This window comes from Massilia sp. BKSP1R2A-1, from assembly GCF_050586525.1.
In the GTDB taxonomy this organism is placed as follows: domain Bacteria; phylum Pseudomonadota; class Gammaproteobacteria; order Burkholderiales; family Burkholderiaceae_D; genus Telluria.
On record NZ_JBOBRE010000013.1, the window covers coordinates 1 to 15899 of the forward strand.

Consider the following 15899-nt stretch of genomic DNA (forward strand, 5'->3'; position numbering starts at 1 on the left):
CCAGAAGCAGTCATTCATTAAGAGGTCAACTCCACCAGGAAACATGCGCAATGGAAAAGTTCGGCGAACCCTCTGTTTTTGGGATTGAATGCGTTCATGAGCCCATGCCCAACCCTAGAGGATATGTTTTCGGTCGCATGTGTCTTTGGTTCGAGAGCGATGTACTTGGCGACCTTCATGAACCCGCTTGTATGCTTGACGTGACAGCCGTGCACCTAAAGGATCTCTTGGACCGAATCAATGCGCTTGAAGTACCAGAACTTATTGCCCTGACAGACAGCGCACTGTGGGAGCGGCTGGACACAGCACTGTACCGAGACGATAACCGGACTAATGTTGAAGTGGCTGCTGACGCGCGGCGATATTCGAATTTTAATTTCTTGACTAACGGCGGCGAATCATTCGATGGGTCAAAATCGTTCATAGTCGCGAGCGATACTTGCGTTCGTATCCTGTTTAAGAACGGCGGCGCGGACTGTTCGCTAGTGGGTAAGAGGGTGAACCGCTACGTTTTTGTCGAGGCACTGCAGTCGTTTCTTACGTGGCTTCAGGAAGAAGCTACACGTATGAAAAGCTGAGACGCGACGTTTGCTTTGGGTCGGTTGCTGCCCTTCGTGACAGTTTGCGATCTTCTGGCCATCGCGAGATGTCATGTTAAGCCGAACAACGGCCTTCGACCAGAAGCGCTCGTTTTGCTGCTGAGCCATACGAACAAATAACCAATTTTTTGAAGCCTGCTGCGCCCGGCGAGTGGTAGCGTTTTTCGCCTGCTATTGGTTCAGCAAAACCGTCGCACACACGGTTTCAGCCGCGCGCCACCCCGGCAGGCGCTTGCCTATAATCGGTCGCCGCGGGGCTGCCATCATCGGAAATCCAGCCCTGCACGCGATGCTCACGGGCCGGTACGCTCCATGCCGGCAAGGTTCCCACCTTCTGTTTGATCGGCACCATGCGTCCCCCCAATGCGCGTACCGATGTGGACCGTCTTGCGTCTTCCAGCGAGGGCAGCGCGCCGCGCCGCCTGCTCGGCCTGCGCCAGGCCATCGCACTCATCGTCGGCGTCGTCATCGGCGCCGGCATCTTCAAGTCGCCCTCCATCGTTGCCGGCCTGAGCGGCAGCGCGGACTGGATGTTCGCCATGTGGGTGTTGGGCGGCATCATTTCCCTCGTCGGCGCCCTGTGCTACGCCGAGCTCACGACCGCCTATCCCCACCCCGGCGGCGACTACCATTTCCTGCACCGCGCCTACGGACGCGGCACCGCCTTTCTCTTCGGCTGGGCGCGCTTCGCCGTGATCACCACCGGCTCGATCGCCCTGCTGGCCTTCGTGTTCGGCGACTACATGCAGCAGGCCGCGCCGCTCACCATGCTGCCCCCTGGCTGGGGCGCGACCGCCTATGCGGCGGCGATCATCGTGATCCTGTCCCTGCTCAACCTGCGCGGGCTGCGCACCGGGGCCGGCGCCCAGATGTGGCTGACCCTGGCCGAGATCGGCGGACTGGTATTGCTGGCGGTGGCGGCAGCCTTCTTCACCGAGCCGGCCGCCGCGCCGGCGCCAAGCGCGGCCGTCGCTCCGGTCTCCTTCGGCATGGCCATGGTCTTCGTGCTCCTGACCTATGGCGGCTGGAACGAGGCGGCCTACATCAGCGCCGAGCTGCGCGGCGGCGCGCCGAATATGGTGCGAGCGCTGACGCTGTCCATCCTGATCATCACCCTGCTCTACCTGATGGTCACCTGGGCCTGCCTGCAGACCCTCGGCATGCAGGGCATGGCGAGTTCCGAGGCGCTGGCGGCGGACGTGATGGGCCTGGCCTTCGGCGCCTCGGGCGAACGCGTGATCTCGGTGCTGGTCGCGATCTCGGCCCTGACCTCGATCAACGCCACCATGATCGTGGGCGCGCGCACCGGCTATGCGATGGGGTGCGACTGGGGACGCCTGGGCCGCCTCGGCCAGTGGGACGGCGAGCGCGGCACGCCGGCGGTGGCGATGGGCATCCAGTGCGGCGCGGCGCTGCTGCTGGTCGGGGTCGGCACGGCCTTCGGGAGCGGCTTCAAGGCGATGGTCGAGTTCACGGCGCCGGTGTTCTGGCTGTTCTTCCTGCTCAGCGGCGTCTCGCTCTTCGTGCTGCGCCGGCGCGAACCTCAGCTGCCGCGGCCTTTCCGCGTGCCCCTGTATCCGCTACTTCCCCTGCTGTTCTGCTGCAGCTGCGCCTGGATGCTGTGGTCCAGCCTGTCCTACGTCACCAGCCAGTCGCTCGGCGGACTGAACGCCGCCTGGATCGGCGTCGCCGTCCTGGCCAGCGGCTCGCTGCTGCTGCTGTTCCTGCGCCGCGAGGCCGAGGCCTGAAGCCGCGCCGATGTCTGCCATCTACCATCGAAACCACCTGAAGGAGAACGAGCATGCAAGCCGATCCACGCCGCCGTACCCTCTTGCTGTCCGCCGCCGCCACTGCCGGGCTGTCCGTGCTGCCGGTGCGGCTGCTCCAGGCCCAGGAACTGGTCGAGCCCTCGCGCCTGGACGTGCCCTATGTGCCGACGCCCCAGGAAGTCGTCGACCGGATGCTGGCGATGGGCAAGGTCGGCAAGAACGACGTGATCTACGACCTCGGCTGCGGCGACGGCCGCATCGTCGTCACCGCAGCCAAGGTGCACGGCGCGCGCGGCACCGGCATCGACCTGAATCCGGTGCGCATCGCCGAGGCGAAGGAGAACGCGAAGAAGGCCGGCGTGACGGACCGCACCACCTTCAAGGTCGGCGACCTGTTCGAGGCCGACATCTCGCAGGCCACCGTAGTAACGCTGTACCTGCTGCCGACCATCAACGTCAAGCTGCGCCCGCGGCTGTGGCAGCAACTGAAGGTGGGCACCCGGGTGGTGTCCCACGCCTTCGACATGGGGCCGGAATGGCCGCCCGAGAAGAAGGACGAGGTCGAGGGACGCACGATCTACCAGTGGACCATCACGCAGGCCAACAAGCGCGCGGTCAAGGCGTGATGTTCGCCCGGCTCAGGGCGCTGCGCCCACTTGGGCCGGCTGGGCTCCCGAGCGCCAGGTCTCGCCGATCTTGAGGACGAAGAAGTCGTCGTCCGCCACGCCCTGAGCCTGGCGGGCCAGCGCCAGGTCGCGCGGCGCCTGGTCGATGCGCTCCTGGCCCATCGGGAAGGTGCCCCAATGCATGCCGACGCTGCGGCGCACGCGCAGCTCGCGGTGGATGCGCACGGCCTCATCCGGGCTGACGTGGGAATTGCGGTACCAGACGGGCTGGTAGGCGCCGATGCCGATCGCGGCCAGGTCGAATCCTTTATCGAAACGCGCGGCGATATCCTGGATGTCCTTCGAATAGCCGAGGTCCCCGGAGAAAAAGAAATTGAAGCCTGGACGGGTCACGGCCCAGGCGCCCCACAGGGTCGCGTTGCGGTCCCAGGGCGTACGCGCCGACCAGTGGTGGACGGGCAGCAAGTGCAGCTCGAGGCCGCGCAGGCTCGCTTTCTCCCACCAGTCGAGCCGCACGATGTGTTCGCGCTTGCCGCCCGTGACGTTTTCCATCAGCCACAAGTCGATACCGAGCGGCACGTAGAAGGTCGGCGGGCCGCCCGCCTGCCGGTAGAGCGCGCGCAGGGAGTCGGCCGAGAGGTGGTCGTAGTGCGAGTGGCTGATCAGGACGGCGTCGATGCGCGGCAGCTCGGCCAGCGCCAAGCCCGGGGGCTGCTGCCGCTTGGGTCCCGCGAAAGACAGCGGCGAAGCGCGGTCCTCGAACACGGGGTCGAACAGGATGTTGACGCCGTTGCCCGCCTGGTAGAGGAAGCTCGCATGGCCGATCCAGGTGAGCGCGGGTTCGGTCTTGTTGGCGTGGATGAACGCCAAGTCCGGCTTCACGGTCGGGATCGGCGCGAGCGGCAGGCGCGCACTGCCGTCGTCGCTCCAGTTGCGGATCCGCGCCGCCCAGCTTGCGAAGAAACCTTGAGGCGGACGGGCATACGCCGGGTTCGAGGGGTAATTGTTCGCGAAACCTTCCTGCCGGTGGTGGGGCCTGGACGCGTCGTAATAAGGATTCACGTGGGAGCAGCCGGCGGCGAGCAAGGCGCAGGTCAGGACGGCGGCACGGATAGGGAGGCGCATGGCAAGCTGGGCAATTGAGGTGCGGGAAGTATAAGGGATGCGGCTCCGGCGGCGCCGGCCGGCCCGTGCAAAGGAAATTTGCATCCCGGCCGCCCCATGCAAAGATTATTTGCCTGCAGTCGCAGACCTCCGTAGGGTGGGCGGCTCCACCCGGTTTCTGGATAAACACGCACCTACCGCGCCGCCCACGCGTTCAACCAGTGCGCGCAGTGTGGAATCGACTGCAGCACCGTGAAGAGCAATCACGCGCGCCGCCAACCGGCAGGACCATGCCCCCACCAGATGGCATAAGCTCATCAATAAATTGTCATTTCCTAATAGTTGCCCAGCATGTAAGCTATGCGGCCCAGCACTGCGATCGCCCGCGCCATACCCCTCCGGGCCATTCCGACCGGCCACAAGCCGGGACGCTCCGTGCGCATCCGCTGTCGTTCTGCTACCGTATGGAACGGCGCGCCCCTCCCGCGCAGGCGACACCGCCGCCCGGGGAAGCGACACCACGGCGCAGCGCACGGCCCGTGCCGGCAGAAAAGCACTTAATTAACTAATTTGGCCAACAGACATGACTTCTTCGACAGACACTGACACCGGTCTCCCCCTCGACATGATCATCTTCGGCGGGATGGGCGACCTGGCGATGCGCAAGCTGCTCCCCGCGCTCTACATGGCTTACCTGCACGGCAACCTGCCCGCCGCCACCCGCATCATCTCGACCGGCCGCCAGGAATTCGACCGCAAGGCCTACCTCGCCCACGTCGAAGAACATTCGCGCTCCTTCATCGCCAGCGCCAACTTCAACGACAAGACCTGGGACGGCTTCCTCGCCCTGCTCGAATACGTGCGCCTGGACGTGCAGGCCGCGCCCGATTTCAGCGCCCTGGCCCAGGCCGCCCACCCGGGCGCCCAGCGCGTGTTCTACCTGTCGACCTCGCCGAGCCTGTTCACCACCATCTGCGCGAAGCTGGCGGATGCCGGCCTGGTCGACGACAATGCGCGCGTGGTGCTGGAAAAGCCGCTCGGCCACGACCTGGCCTCGGCCATCGAGATCAACGAAGCGGTCGGCAAGCACTTCGCCGAGTCGCAGATCTACCGCATCGACCACTACCTGGGCAAGGAAACCGTGCAGAACCTGATGGTGCTGCGCTTCGGGAACTCGATCCTGGAACCGCTGTGGCGCGCCCCGAACATCTCGAGCGTGCAGATCACGGTGGCCGAGGAAGTGGGTGTGGGCAGCCGCGCCGGCTTCTACGACGGCACCGGCGCCATGCGCGACATGGTGCAGAACCACTTGCTGCAGCTCCTGTGCATCGTCGCCATGGAACCGCCGACCTCGCTGTCGCCGGACGCGGTGCGCGACGAAAAGCTGAAGGTAATCCGCTCGCTGCGCCGCTTCGGCCTGGCCGACATCGCACGCGACACCGTGCGCGGCCAGTACGTGCACGGCGCCAGCGGCAACCAGGAAGTGCCCGGCTACCTCGAGGAAAGGAACGTTCCGCAGGATAGCAAGACCGAGACCTTCGTCGCCCTGCGCGCCCACATCGACACCTGGCGCTGGTCCAAGGTGCCCTTCTACCTGCGCACCGGCAAGCGCATGGCGCGCCGCTCCTCGAAGATCGTGATCGAGTTCGCCAACCCGCCCTTCCCGCTGTTCCCGGACCAGCCGGGTGGCGTCGCCAACCGCCTCGTCATCGAGCTGCAGCCGGAAGAAGCGATCAAGCTGCAGATCATGGCCAAGCAGCCGGGCAGCGGCATGCAGATGCAGCAGGTGGAGCTGAATCTCGACCTGCAGTCGGCCTTCCAGCAGCGCCGTGCGGAAGCCTACGAGCGCCTGCTGATCGACGTGGTGCGTGGGCGCCTGACCCACTTCATGCGCCGCGACGAGCTGGAAGCGGCATGGGCCTGGGCCGATCCGATCATCGACGGCTGGAGCACCCTCGGCGAGAAGCCGCATTCCTATTCGGCGGGCTCCTGGGGCCCGGCCGAGTCCTTCGCGCTGCTGGCGCGCGACGGCTTCGCCTGGGTCGAGTAGGCGCCTCGACGGCTCTGTAGGGTGGTCGGCTTTGCCGACCGCGCGTCCAGCTCCGGCCTGCGCCGCCACTGCGCATCCGTGAGTCGAACACCCTACTCATAACGGCGCCCCAGCATCCAGCCATACAGCAGCACATTCACGAGCAGCACGCCGGCCGCCAGGCCGAGCTGCAGCTCGCGCGTCAGTGCGCCCGGATAGACCAGCGCCACCACGTAGTGCTCGACGAAGCCGCCGCTATAGCCCGCGTCGCCGGCCAGCAGGCGCAGCCGGTTCTCCGCATAGGTCAGCGGACACACCGCGCCCAGCACCTCGATCCCGATGCCCCAGGCCACCGCCAGCAGGTGGACCGGCAGGAGCCTGCGCCGGCGCAGCACCAGCAAGGCGCCGAACACCACGAAGAGAATGAAGGCCAGGTGCGCGAGCAGCACGGCGTCGGCCAGCAGGCGGTAGAGCATTGCGTAAAAGGTTCCCTAAGAAATTGATCACGGCTGCGCCTTGAATCCAGCGCAAACGCAGGCCCGAATCCATCCTCGCACGTTTGGCAGCCGCGCGCAGCTGGCGTAGAGTCTCGTTTCCGATCCAGACGAGACTGCCATGAACGCGCCCGATTCCGTCCCCGCCATCGCTTCCGCCGCCAGCCCCTTCGCCGCCTTCGGCGCCACCCTCCTGAAAAACATGGACCGCTCGCGCCAGGCGCGCGGCAAGCTGCTCGAGCGCGCCGGCTTCGGCCCGCAGGAAACGCCTTCGACGGTGCTGCACGCCGAAGCGGGCGTGAGCCTGCGCAGCAACGCGCCCGAGGGCGCCGACGGCCCACCGGTGCTGCTGGTTCCCGCCCCCATCAAGCGCTCCTACATCTGGGACCTGGCGCCCGAGGTCAGCGTGGTGCGGGCCTGGCTGGCGCGCGGCTACCGCGTCTACCTGGCCGAATGGACGCCGGTGCCGGACAGCGAGGACTTCGGCCTCGACGACTATGGCGACCGCCTGCTCGCCGCCTGCCAGCACGCCATCGCCGAGGAGACCGGCCAGGAGCGGCTCATCGTCGCCGGCCACTCGCTGGGCGGCATCCTGGCGGCCATCTACAGCTGCCTGCACCCAGACCAGGTTGCCGCCACCATCCTGCTCGAATCGCCCCTGCATTTCGAAGAAAAAAGCTGCTGCTTCCGTCCGCTGGTGCAGGCCGTGCCCCACGCCAGCCAGCTCGCCGCCACCTTCCGCCAGGTGCCGGGCGTGTTCCTGAACATGATGAGCGCCCTCGCCGAACCCCAGGCCTTCCAGTGGGAACGCATGACCGACCGCTACCTCTCGCTGGGCAATCCGCAGGCGATCGCCACCCATATGCGGGTCGAACGCTGGACCCATGACGAATTCGCCCTGCCTGGCCGGCTCTTTACCGACATCGTCGAATCGCTGTACCGCCGGGACTTGTTTCTGGCCGGACGACTCGACATCCACGGCCGCCAGATCGGGCCGGCCAGCCTGCGCGCGCCCCTGGTGAGCGTGGTCGACCCGCGCAGCCGGGTGATTCCCTGGGATGCGGTGGCGCCCTTCCACGAAGCGGCCGCCAGCTGCCACAAGCTGCTGCTGCGCTATGGCGGCGATATCGGCGTCAACCTGCAGCACGTGGGCGTGCTGGTCGGCAGCAGCGCGCATGCCCGGATCTGGCCGGAAATCTTCGACTGGCTGGAGGCGATCGGCACGAACGCCGCTGGCGACAACCGAGGCAAAGGCCTATACTGACGGGTTTGGTTCGGCCGCGCAGGTCCCGCGCGGCCCATATTCATTCCCGGAGTAACTTTGTTCGCTGTCCTTTCGCTCGACATGGGCGCCGCCATGAAGACGCTCGTGCTGACGCTCGACCTGATCGGCACTTTCGTGTTCGCCCTGAGCGGCGCGGCGGCCGGCGTGCGCCGCCGGCTCGACCTGTTCGGCGTGCTGGTCCTGTCTTTTGTCGCCGCCAACTCGGGCGGCATCGTGCGCGATTTGCTGATCGGCGCCACGCCGCCGGCGGCAATCAGCGACTGGCGCTACCTGGCCGTGTCGCTCGCGGCCGGCCTGACCATCTTCTTCTGGCACCCGACGGTGCAGCGCCTGCGTACCCCGGTGCTGGTATTCGACGCGGCCGGCCTGGCGCTGTTCTGCGTGGCCGGCGCCCAGAAGGCCCTGGTCTTCGGCCTGGAGCCGGAGATGGCGGCCCTGCTCGGCATGCTGACCGGCATCGGCGGCGGCGTCGCGCGCGACGTGCTGCTGTCGGAGGTGCCGGCCGTGATGCGTTCGGACGTGTATGCGGTCGCGGCCCTGGCGGGCGCCGTCGTGGTGGTGCTGGGCGACGCGCTTGCCTTGCCGACCGCGCCCACGGCCTGCGCCGGTGCGGCGCTGTGCTTCATCCTGCGCATGGCGGCGATCCGCTATGACTGGCACTTGCCGGTGGCGCGCGGCCACGGCCCGCTCGAGGAAGAAGAGAGCGACCGGGATCGCGGGCGTTAAGCCGCGGTTGTTGTAGGGTGGAAGGGTCCCCCGTCCGCGCGTTCAAACAGTGCGTGAACAGCTCACGCCACATCCATTCATACGGGAGCTGAACGCGCGGACGGCGAAGCCGTCCACCCTACTGCACCCGGTCACTGCGGCATCCGCTCGCCTTCGCGCAGGGTCAGCACCCTGAAGCCGCTGCGGGTCACGGCCACCGTGTGCTCGAACTGCGCCGACAAGCCACCATCGACGGTCACGACCGTCCACCCATCGTCCTCGGTCCGCACCGCGTGGCGCCCCTGGTTGAGCATCGGCTCGATGGTGAAGACCATGCCTTCGCGCAGCACCAGGCCCGTGTTCGGCCGGCCGACATGCAGCACCTGGGGCGGCTCGTGCATCTCGCGGCCGATCCCGTGCCCGCAGAAATCGCGTACCACGGAATAGCCGTGGCGCCGCGCATGGCGCTCGATCGCGTGGCCGACGTCGCCCAGGCGCGCACCCGGCCGCACGGCCCGGATACCCTGCCACATGGCCTCGTAGGTGACCTGTACCAGGCGCTTCGCCGGCGCGGCCACCTCACCCACGAGATAGGTCTTGCTGGAATCCGCGATATAGCCGTTCTTTTCCAGGGTGATGTCGAAGTTGACGATGTCGCCGCGCTGCAGGATCTCGCCATCGGACGGCACGCCGTGGCAGACCACATTGTTGCGCGAAGAATTGAGCGCATAGGCATAGCCGTACTGGCCCTTGCTCGCCGGCCGGGCAGCCAGCTCATCGACGATGAAGCGCTCGACCAGGTCGTTGACCGCCATGGTCGACATGCCGGCCAGCTCCAGCTGGTCGAGCCGGGCGAAGACGCTTGCCAGCAGCCGCCCCGCCTCGGCCATCAGCGCGATTTCCTGCGGTTGCTTCGTCATGAGGGCGCCCTGACCGCCTGGGGCACGATGCCCGCCGCCCGCAGCTCGCGCGAGACGATCTCGTTGAAGCTCTGGGTCGGGTTCATCTCGCACAGCATGCCGATCTTGATCCAGAACGCCGCCTGCGCGTTGATCGAGCGGCAGGACACGATGCTTGCCTTGCGCAGCTGGTCGTGCACCTCGTCGTCGATGTTCACGATGCCCATTTCACTCTCCATATATGATCCATATACGAATCATATACGCAGTGTGCAGTAACCGCAAGCGATGCGGATCAAGGGAGCAGTTCGATCGTCCGGCGCAGGCGGATGTCGCTCGATGCGCTGCCCACCATCAGCTCGAACTTGCCAGGCTCGGCCGTCCAGGCCAGCTTGCGATCGAAGAAGGACAACGTCTCGCGGTCGATCGTGAACGTGACCTGCCGCTCCTCGCCCGGCTGCAGGCTGAGCAGCTGGAAGCCTTTCAGCTCCTTCACCGGCCGCACGACGGACGCGACCGGATCGCGCAGGTAAAGCTGCACCACTTCCGTGCCCGCCCGCTTGCCGCTATTGGCAAGCAGGAAGGACAGCGTGATCTTGCCGCCCGGCCCCATGCTTGCCTGCGACAGCGTCAGGTCCCGGTACGCGAAGCTCGTATAACTCAGGCCATGGCCGAAGGCGTAGCGCGGCGTGTTCGGCGAATCGATATAGGCCGATTTGTAGACGATGTTCCTGTCGTCGCGCACCGGCCGCCCCGTCTCGTACTGCTGGTAGCTGATGGGGATCTGGCCCATATTGCGCGGAAAGGTCATCGGCAGCCTGGCCGAGGGATTGACGTCGCCGAACAGCACGTCCGCCGTGGCGCGCCCGCCTTCGCTGCCCGGGAACCAGGCGTACAGGATGGCGCCGGCCTGCTCCGCCACGTTCTCGAAAATAAGGGGGCGCCCCGCGTTGATCACCACCACCGGCGTCTTGCCGATCGCGCACAGCGCCTCGAACAATTCGCCCTGGCGGCCCGGCAGCGTGAGGTCGGCGCGCGACTTGGCTTCGCCCGACATGTCCCAGCTCTCGCCCAGCGCCAGCACGACAACGTCGGCATCGCGCGCCGCCTGCAGCGCGGCCGCGAACCCGTCCTTGCCAAGGCAGGCCACGTCGCAGCCCGGCGCGTAGCTCACCTTCGTCGACGGCCCGGCCGCCTCGCGCACGGCGTCGACGAGGCTGGCCATCCTGTCCGCGTTCGACTTCACGATCCAGCCGCCCTCGAGGTCGCGCCGCGCATCGGCCAGCGGTCCCACGACGGCGATCGATCGCAGCCCGCGTTTCAAGGGCAGGACGCCGCCGGCGTTCTTGAGCAGCACGATGGACTTGCCGGCGATCCTGCGCGCCGCCTCGCGATGGCGCGGATCGTTCAAGGCCGCCTGTTCGCGCGCCGGGTCCGAGAAGCGGTAGGGATCGTCGAACAGGCCGAGCTCGAATTTCTTGGTCAGGACCCGGCGCACCGCATCGTCCACCTGGGCCATCGCTACCTTGCCGGCCCGTACCTGCGCCGCCAGCGAGGACGAATAGGCATTGCTTTCCATGTCCATGTCGCTGCCGGCCGCCAGGGCCTTGGCGGCGGCATCCGGCAGGTCGCCCGCATAGCCATGCACTACCATCTCGCGCACCGAGCCCCAGTCGCTGACCACGAAGCCCTTGAAGCCCCATGCGCCTTTCAGGATGTCGCGCTGCAGGCTGGCGTGCCCGGTGGCGGGAATGCCGTTCAGGGTATTGAAGGCGTTCATGAAAGTGGCGGCGCCGGCGTCGAGCGCCGCCTTGAAGGGCGGCAGATAGGTCTCGTGCAGCATCTGCTCGCTCATGTCGACCGCGTTGTAGTCGCGTCCCGCAATGGCCGCGCCATAGGCGGCGAAGTGCTTGGCGGTCGCCATCACCGATTCCACGCCGCCCAGCCGGGCGCCCTGGAAGCCGCGCACCCGGGCCTGGGCGATGCGGGAGCCCAGGTAGCTGTCCTCGCCGGCGCCCTCCATCACCCGGCCCCAGCGTGGGTCGCGTCCGATGTCGACCATGGGCGCGAAAGTCCAGTGGATGCCGGAGGCCGAGGCCTCGCGCGCGGCGATGCGCGCCGATTCCTCGATCGCCTCCAGGTCCCAGGACGCGGACTCGCCCAGCGGCACCGGAAACACGGTCTGGTAGCCATGGATGACGTCCAGGCCGAACAGCAGCGGAATCCTGAGGCGCGATTGCAGGGCCAGCGCCTGCAGCCGGCGGGTATCGGGCACGCCCTTGATGTTGAGCATGGAGCCAACCCCGCCGCTGCGGATCTCGGCCTCCATGCTGCGCACCTTCGCGGTGGCCGGCCCCGTGAATTCCTTGCCCGACAGCTGGTTGAGCTGGCCGACTTTTTCCTCCAGCGTCATCTGCCCGAGCAGCTGCTCGACCCGCTGGGCCACGCCGTCGTCGGCAGCCTGCGCGAGTCGCGCCACTAGAAAGAGCGCAAGCAGGCCCGGCCCGATACGGCCCATTCGATACCGCTTCATCCGATCTCCTCCGATGCCTCGTGGGGCGGGCAAGCCGCCAGTAAAACGTTTTATGTGATTTGACTCTTCTTCAGCGAATATACCTCTGAGTTAAACGTTTTACAAGCGGACCTCGGAGCGACCCGGAGGAAGCGGGTTCGTACATCTTCAGCAGCCGCTCGATTTGACCCGCTCGACCTCAAGACCGAACAGCGGGCGCAGGCGCGTGCCGAAGACGTTGCCGGCGAAGGCGGCCACCAGCCACAGCCAGCCGTGCAGGCTGCCCGACAGAATGCCGCTGAAATAGGCGCCGATATTGCAGCCGTAGGCCAGGCGCGCGCCATAGCCGAGCAGCAGGCCGCCCACCACCGCCGCCGCCAGCGAGCGCAGCGGCAGGCGCCACACCGGCGCGTAGCGGCCGGCCAGCGCCGCGGCCAGCATGGCGCCCAGCACGATGCCGATGTCCATCACCGAGGTGACGTCCTGCCACACCGGCGCCTGCAGGGCGGCGGCATTCGCGCCCTTCGACCAGTAGGTCCAGCTGGCGACGTCCAGGCCCATGAAGGACGCGGTCTTGGCGCCCCACAGGGCAAAGGCCGAAGTCACGCCCCAGGGACGGCCGGCCAGCGCCAGGGTCGCGAAGTTCAGCAGCACCAGCGCGATCGCGCCGGCCAGCAGCGGCCAGGGGCCGTGCAGCCAGCGCGAACCCAGCACGGGTTCGGGCGCCTTGTTGACCAGGCGGCCGTGGCGGCGCTTCTCGACCATTACGGTCATGGCCGCGATCAGCGCGAACACGGCAAGGTTAAGCACGAGCGCGGGCGCCAGGCCCAGCACCTTCACCAGCGAAGTCGGCGCGAGCTGCGGCTGCGCCGTCCAGAATGGCATGTGGGCGGTCGCGATCAGGGAGCCGGCGATGAAGAAGATCAGCGTGACGAGCATGCGCGTGCTGCCGCCGCCGACCGTGTACAGGGTGCCGGAGGCGCAGCCGCCGCCCAGTTGCATGCCGATGCCGAACATGAAGGCGCCGATGACCACCGAGGTGCCGGCGGGCGAGACCAGGCCGCTGACCGGGTTGCCGAACAGGGTGCCGCTGGCGAGCACCGGGAAGAACAGCAGCACCCCGAAGGCCAGCATCAGCATCTGGGCGCGCAGTCCGGCGCCGCGGCCGTCCGCGATGAAGACGCGCCAGGCCGAGGTGAATCCGAAGGCGGCATGGTAGAGGGCGATGCCCAGCAGCGAGCCGACGCCGAACAGGGCCGCGTGCTTGGGACCCACCGCCTGCGCCAGGAAGACGGCCCCCAGCAGGATGAGAAGGAGGGAAACGCCGAGCGGCTTCTGGTTGATGTCGACGCGCCGCAGAGAAGGCAAGGTAGCTGGATCGGACATGAGGAAGAAGGAAAAGTAGGAGGAAAGCCCGCTATTGTCGCGCGTTTGCGCGGTCCATGCAGGCGCTTCCCCTACTTTACTCCAGTGCCCGGTTGCGCGACTCCACGTCCACGAAGCGGATCGCGACCGCTCCCAGGGCCAGGAAGGTCGCCAGCATCGCCAGCGCCAGCGTGAAATGGGTCGCCATCACGGGCGCCACGATGCTGGGCGCGAACAGGCCGCCGAAGCGCGCCACCGCGCCCGCCATGCCCATGCCGCTGGCGCGCAGCTGGGTCGGATAGACCTCGGGCGTGAAGGCATACAGCGCACCCCAGGTGCCCAGCAGCGCGAAACTCATCAGGAGGGTCGAGCCGACCACGAGCGGCGTCGAGCTGCCCAGGCTATAGCACATGCAGCCCGCGGCGCTCAGCAGGAGGAAACCGACCAGGGTCGGCTTCCTGCCCCAGCGTTCCACGCCATAGGCCGAGAGCGCGAAGCCCGGCAGCTGTACCAGGGCCAGCACGATCAGGAATTCCTGGCCGCGCATGAAACCGAAACCCTGTGCGCCCAGCCGCACCGGCAGGTAGACGAAGACGCCGTAGTAGGCGATCGAGATCAGCATCCAGGCCAGGAACAGGCACACGCTCCTGCGCCGCAGGACGCCCTCGAACAGCGCGGCCAGCCGGGGTTTGGCCGCGCTCTCCGGCGCCAGCTCGGGAATCGGTTCAAGGCGTCCGTTGGTGCGCGCCACCCGTTGGAGCACCGCGCGCGCCTGCCCCCCTTTCCGATGCGGTTGAGGAACATCGGCGACTCGGGCACATACAGGCGCAGGACCACGCCGACCAGGGCCGGCAGGCTGGTCGCAAAGAAGATCGCGCGCCAGGCATCCATTCCCCAGCGCACGGCCACCAGGGCCAGCACCGCGAGCACGATGGTGCCCACCGCCCAGAAGGATTCGAGCAGCACCAGCCAGCGGCCGCGCCGGTCGCTCGGCAGGAACTCCGCCATCATGGTGTAGTCGACCGGCAGCGTGCCGCCCACCCCGACGCCGGTAAGGAAACGCAGCACCAGCAACCAGCCGAAGTCGGGCGCGAAGCTCGATGCCACGCCGAAGCAGGCGTCGAGCAGCACCGCCATCATGAGTACCGGCCGCCGCCCGATGCGGTCCGCCAGGCGCCCGAAGGCGAAGGCCCCGACCAGCATGCCGACAAAAAACCAGGTGCCGGTCTGCAGCGCCTCGGGCACGGCGATGCCGAAGGTGGCCGCGATCGAGGGCGCCGTGAAGCCGATCGACAGCACCTGCATGGCGTCGGCCATCCAGACCAGGCCGAAGATGGCGAACAGGCGGTACTGGAAGCGGCCGACGCCGGCCGTCCGGATGCCCTGCTCCACTGTCGCGGTGTTCGATGACATCGCGCCTCCTTGCAAGGTGAATTGCTTCAAGTTTCCCGGCTTTCCCAATGGCGGACGGTGCAGTGGGAAACAGAGGCGCAAAAAAAGGCTGTGTTCGCGTTAACTTTGCTTTCGCAGTTGCCTCTACTTACCTTGTCGTACCGCAGCAGATAACCACTGAGCTGGTGTATGCAACGTTTGCGCGTCCAGTAAGCGCTGCCATCCCGAGTAGTTCGCCAGGTAGCGGCTGGCCACGCCCTTGAAACGCACGAGCCAGTTCTTGAAGCGGCTGTGCCAGCCATGGACGTTCTGGATGTGGATCGCGCCGCGTGCGCGCCGGCCTGCCCTGATATTGACGGACGCATGCGTGATCCCGGCGTCGGCGGCAAAGCGGGCATAGACGGCCGCACCATCGCTGATGAGCAGCACGTCGCCGGGCAGCACCGGCTGCAGGCAGGCGCGTAGCTGCGCCGCAGTCACGGGACCACGGCCGGTATGAAAGTCCAGCGTGGCGCCACTGCGGTCGCGCGCCACCAGCAGGCAATCATGCTCGCGGTTGATGCCGCGCCGCCGGGCGACACCCCCGCGCTGTCGCGGCGGGCGCGTCAAGGTGCGCGATCCCTTCTGCGATTCCAGCCGGTAGGTTTCGTCGGCCTCGACGATCGCCGACAGGGTGGCCGGCCGGTGACGCGCGGCTGCCGGCGCGAACCGGTGGCGCCAGCGAAAGCTGGTGGTGCGATGCACGCCGGTGGCGAGCGCCGCGTCGCGCACGGTGCGCGATTCCAGCAAGCACTGGATAAAAGGCAGCCAGCACGCGCGCTTGCGCAGTCGGGCCAGCGGCGTGCCGGTCAGCGCATTGAAGGAACGGCGGCAGCCCAGGCAACGAAACCGCTGCAGGCCGCTGGCGAAGCCTGACCGGTGCAGGCGCGCGCAGGCGCAATGGGGACATGGCCGGCCTGCCGCGGCCGCTTCGATGAGCGCCAGGCACTCGGCTGGGTCGCGGATGCTGTCGATCCACGCGCGCAGCCGGGCCAGGTCGTTGCTGGACAATGGGGCCGCGGACAAGAATGCGAATAATTCGTCAAAGCTTAGGCCTTGCATCGTCACTCCAGATGAGTTA

General features: G+C 67.1%; 13 protein-coding genes and 1 pseudogene. 6 read left to right on the forward strand and 8 right to left on the reverse strand.

Features of this window, described 5'->3' with window-relative positions:
* The 3 genes from ACQ7JA_RS18660 to ACQ7JA_RS18670 all read left to right on the forward strand — a co-directional run.
* On the forward strand, positions 1–578 hold a 578-nt coding region (locus ACQ7JA_RS18660; RefSeq protein ID WP_430900442.1), incomplete at its 5' end, for an Imm42 family immunity protein.
* Positions 579–949: 371 nt separating this feature from the next.
* Positions 950–2347 carry an APC family permease gene (locus ACQ7JA_RS18665; protein ID WP_430900444.1) on the forward strand — a complete coding sequence of 466 codons (1398 nt, stop codon included), beginning with the start codon at positions 950–952 and terminating at the stop codon, positions 2345–2347.
* 53 nt (positions 2348–2400) lie between these two features.
* Positions 2401–2994 carry an SAM-dependent methyltransferase gene (locus ACQ7JA_RS18670; RefSeq protein ID WP_430900446.1) on the forward strand — a complete coding sequence of 198 codons (594 nt, stop codon included), beginning with the start codon at positions 2401–2403 and terminating at the stop codon, positions 2992–2994.
* Between the two features lie 12 nt (positions 2995–3006).
* On the opposite strand, the gene ACQ7JA_RS18675 is transcribed toward ACQ7JA_RS18670, so the two are convergent.
* Positions 3007–4119, reverse strand: coding sequence for an MBL fold metallo-hydrolase (locus tag ACQ7JA_RS18675; RefSeq protein WP_430900448.1), 1113 nt, complete (start codon positions 4117–4119; stop codon positions 3007–3009).
* Positions 4120–4681: 562 nt separating this feature from the next.
* Here ACQ7JA_RS18675 and zwf point away from each other — a divergent pair.
* Complete coding sequence (gene zwf, locus ACQ7JA_RS18680) at positions 4682–6148, forward strand: glucose-6-phosphate dehydrogenase (protein WP_430900450.1); 1467 nt, start codon at positions 4682–4684, stop codon at positions 6146–6148.
* A gap of 92 nt (positions 6149–6240) precedes the next feature.
* Here zwf and ACQ7JA_RS18685 read toward each other — a convergent pair whose 3' ends face one another.
* A complete protein-coding gene (locus ACQ7JA_RS18685; protein ID WP_430900452.1) occupies positions 6241–6603 on the reverse strand; it encodes a DUF2784 domain-containing protein in 363 nt (120 codons plus the stop codon).
* Positions 6604–6742: 139 nt separating this feature from the next.
* Here ACQ7JA_RS18685 and ACQ7JA_RS18690 point away from each other — a divergent pair, with 139 nt between their 5' ends.
* Both ACQ7JA_RS18690 and ACQ7JA_RS18695 read left to right on the forward strand, forming a co-directional pair.
* Complete coding sequence (locus ACQ7JA_RS18690) at positions 6743–7885, forward strand: alpha/beta fold hydrolase (RefSeq protein WP_430900454.1); 1143 nt, start codon at positions 6743–6745, stop codon at positions 7883–7885.
* 57 nt (positions 7886–7942) lie between these two features.
* A complete protein-coding gene (locus tag ACQ7JA_RS18695; protein WP_430900456.1) occupies positions 7943–8632 on the forward strand; it encodes a trimeric intracellular cation channel family protein in 690 nt (229 codons plus the stop codon).
* A 131-nt stretch (positions 8633–8763) separates the two neighbouring features.
* Here ACQ7JA_RS18695 and map read toward each other — a convergent pair whose 3' ends face one another.
* The 6 genes and pseudogenes from map to ACQ7JA_RS18725 all read right to left on the reverse strand — a co-directional run bounded on the left by map (position 8764) and on the right by ACQ7JA_RS18725 (position 15880).
* Positions 8764–9531, reverse strand: a complete 768-nt coding sequence (gene map / locus ACQ7JA_RS18700) for a type I methionyl aminopeptidase (protein ID WP_430900458.1) — start codon at positions 9529–9531, stop codon at positions 8764–8766.
* Entirely contained in the window at positions 9528–9737 is a 210-nt protein-coding gene (locus tag ACQ7JA_RS18705; protein WP_231060314.1) for a ParD-like family protein, read from the reverse strand. The genes map and ACQ7JA_RS18705 overlap by 4 nt, the downstream gene beginning before the upstream one ends.
* Positions 9738–9805: 68 nt before the next feature.
* On the reverse strand, positions 9806–12043 hold the full coding sequence (locus tag ACQ7JA_RS18710) for a glycoside hydrolase family 3 N-terminal domain-containing protein (protein ID WP_430900461.1): 2238 nt from the start codon (positions 12041–12043) through the stop codon (positions 9806–9808).
* A gap of 147 nt (positions 12044–12190) precedes the next feature.
* On the reverse strand, positions 12191–13408 hold the full coding sequence (locus ACQ7JA_RS18715) for a YeeE/YedE family protein (protein ID WP_430900463.1): 1218 nt from the start codon (positions 13406–13408) through the stop codon (positions 12191–12193).
* Positions 13409–13484: 76 nt separating this feature from the next.
* Positions 13485–14800 (reverse strand): annotated as a pseudogene (locus tag ACQ7JA_RS18720) (MFS transporter).
* A 123-nt stretch (positions 14801–14923) separates the two neighbouring features.
* Positions 14924–15880 carry an IS1595 family transposase gene (locus ACQ7JA_RS18725; RefSeq protein WP_430900465.1) on the reverse strand — a complete coding sequence of 319 codons (957 nt, stop codon included), beginning with the start codon at positions 15878–15880 and terminating at the stop codon, positions 14924–14926.
* Between the last annotated feature and the right edge of the window lie 19 nt (positions 15881–15899).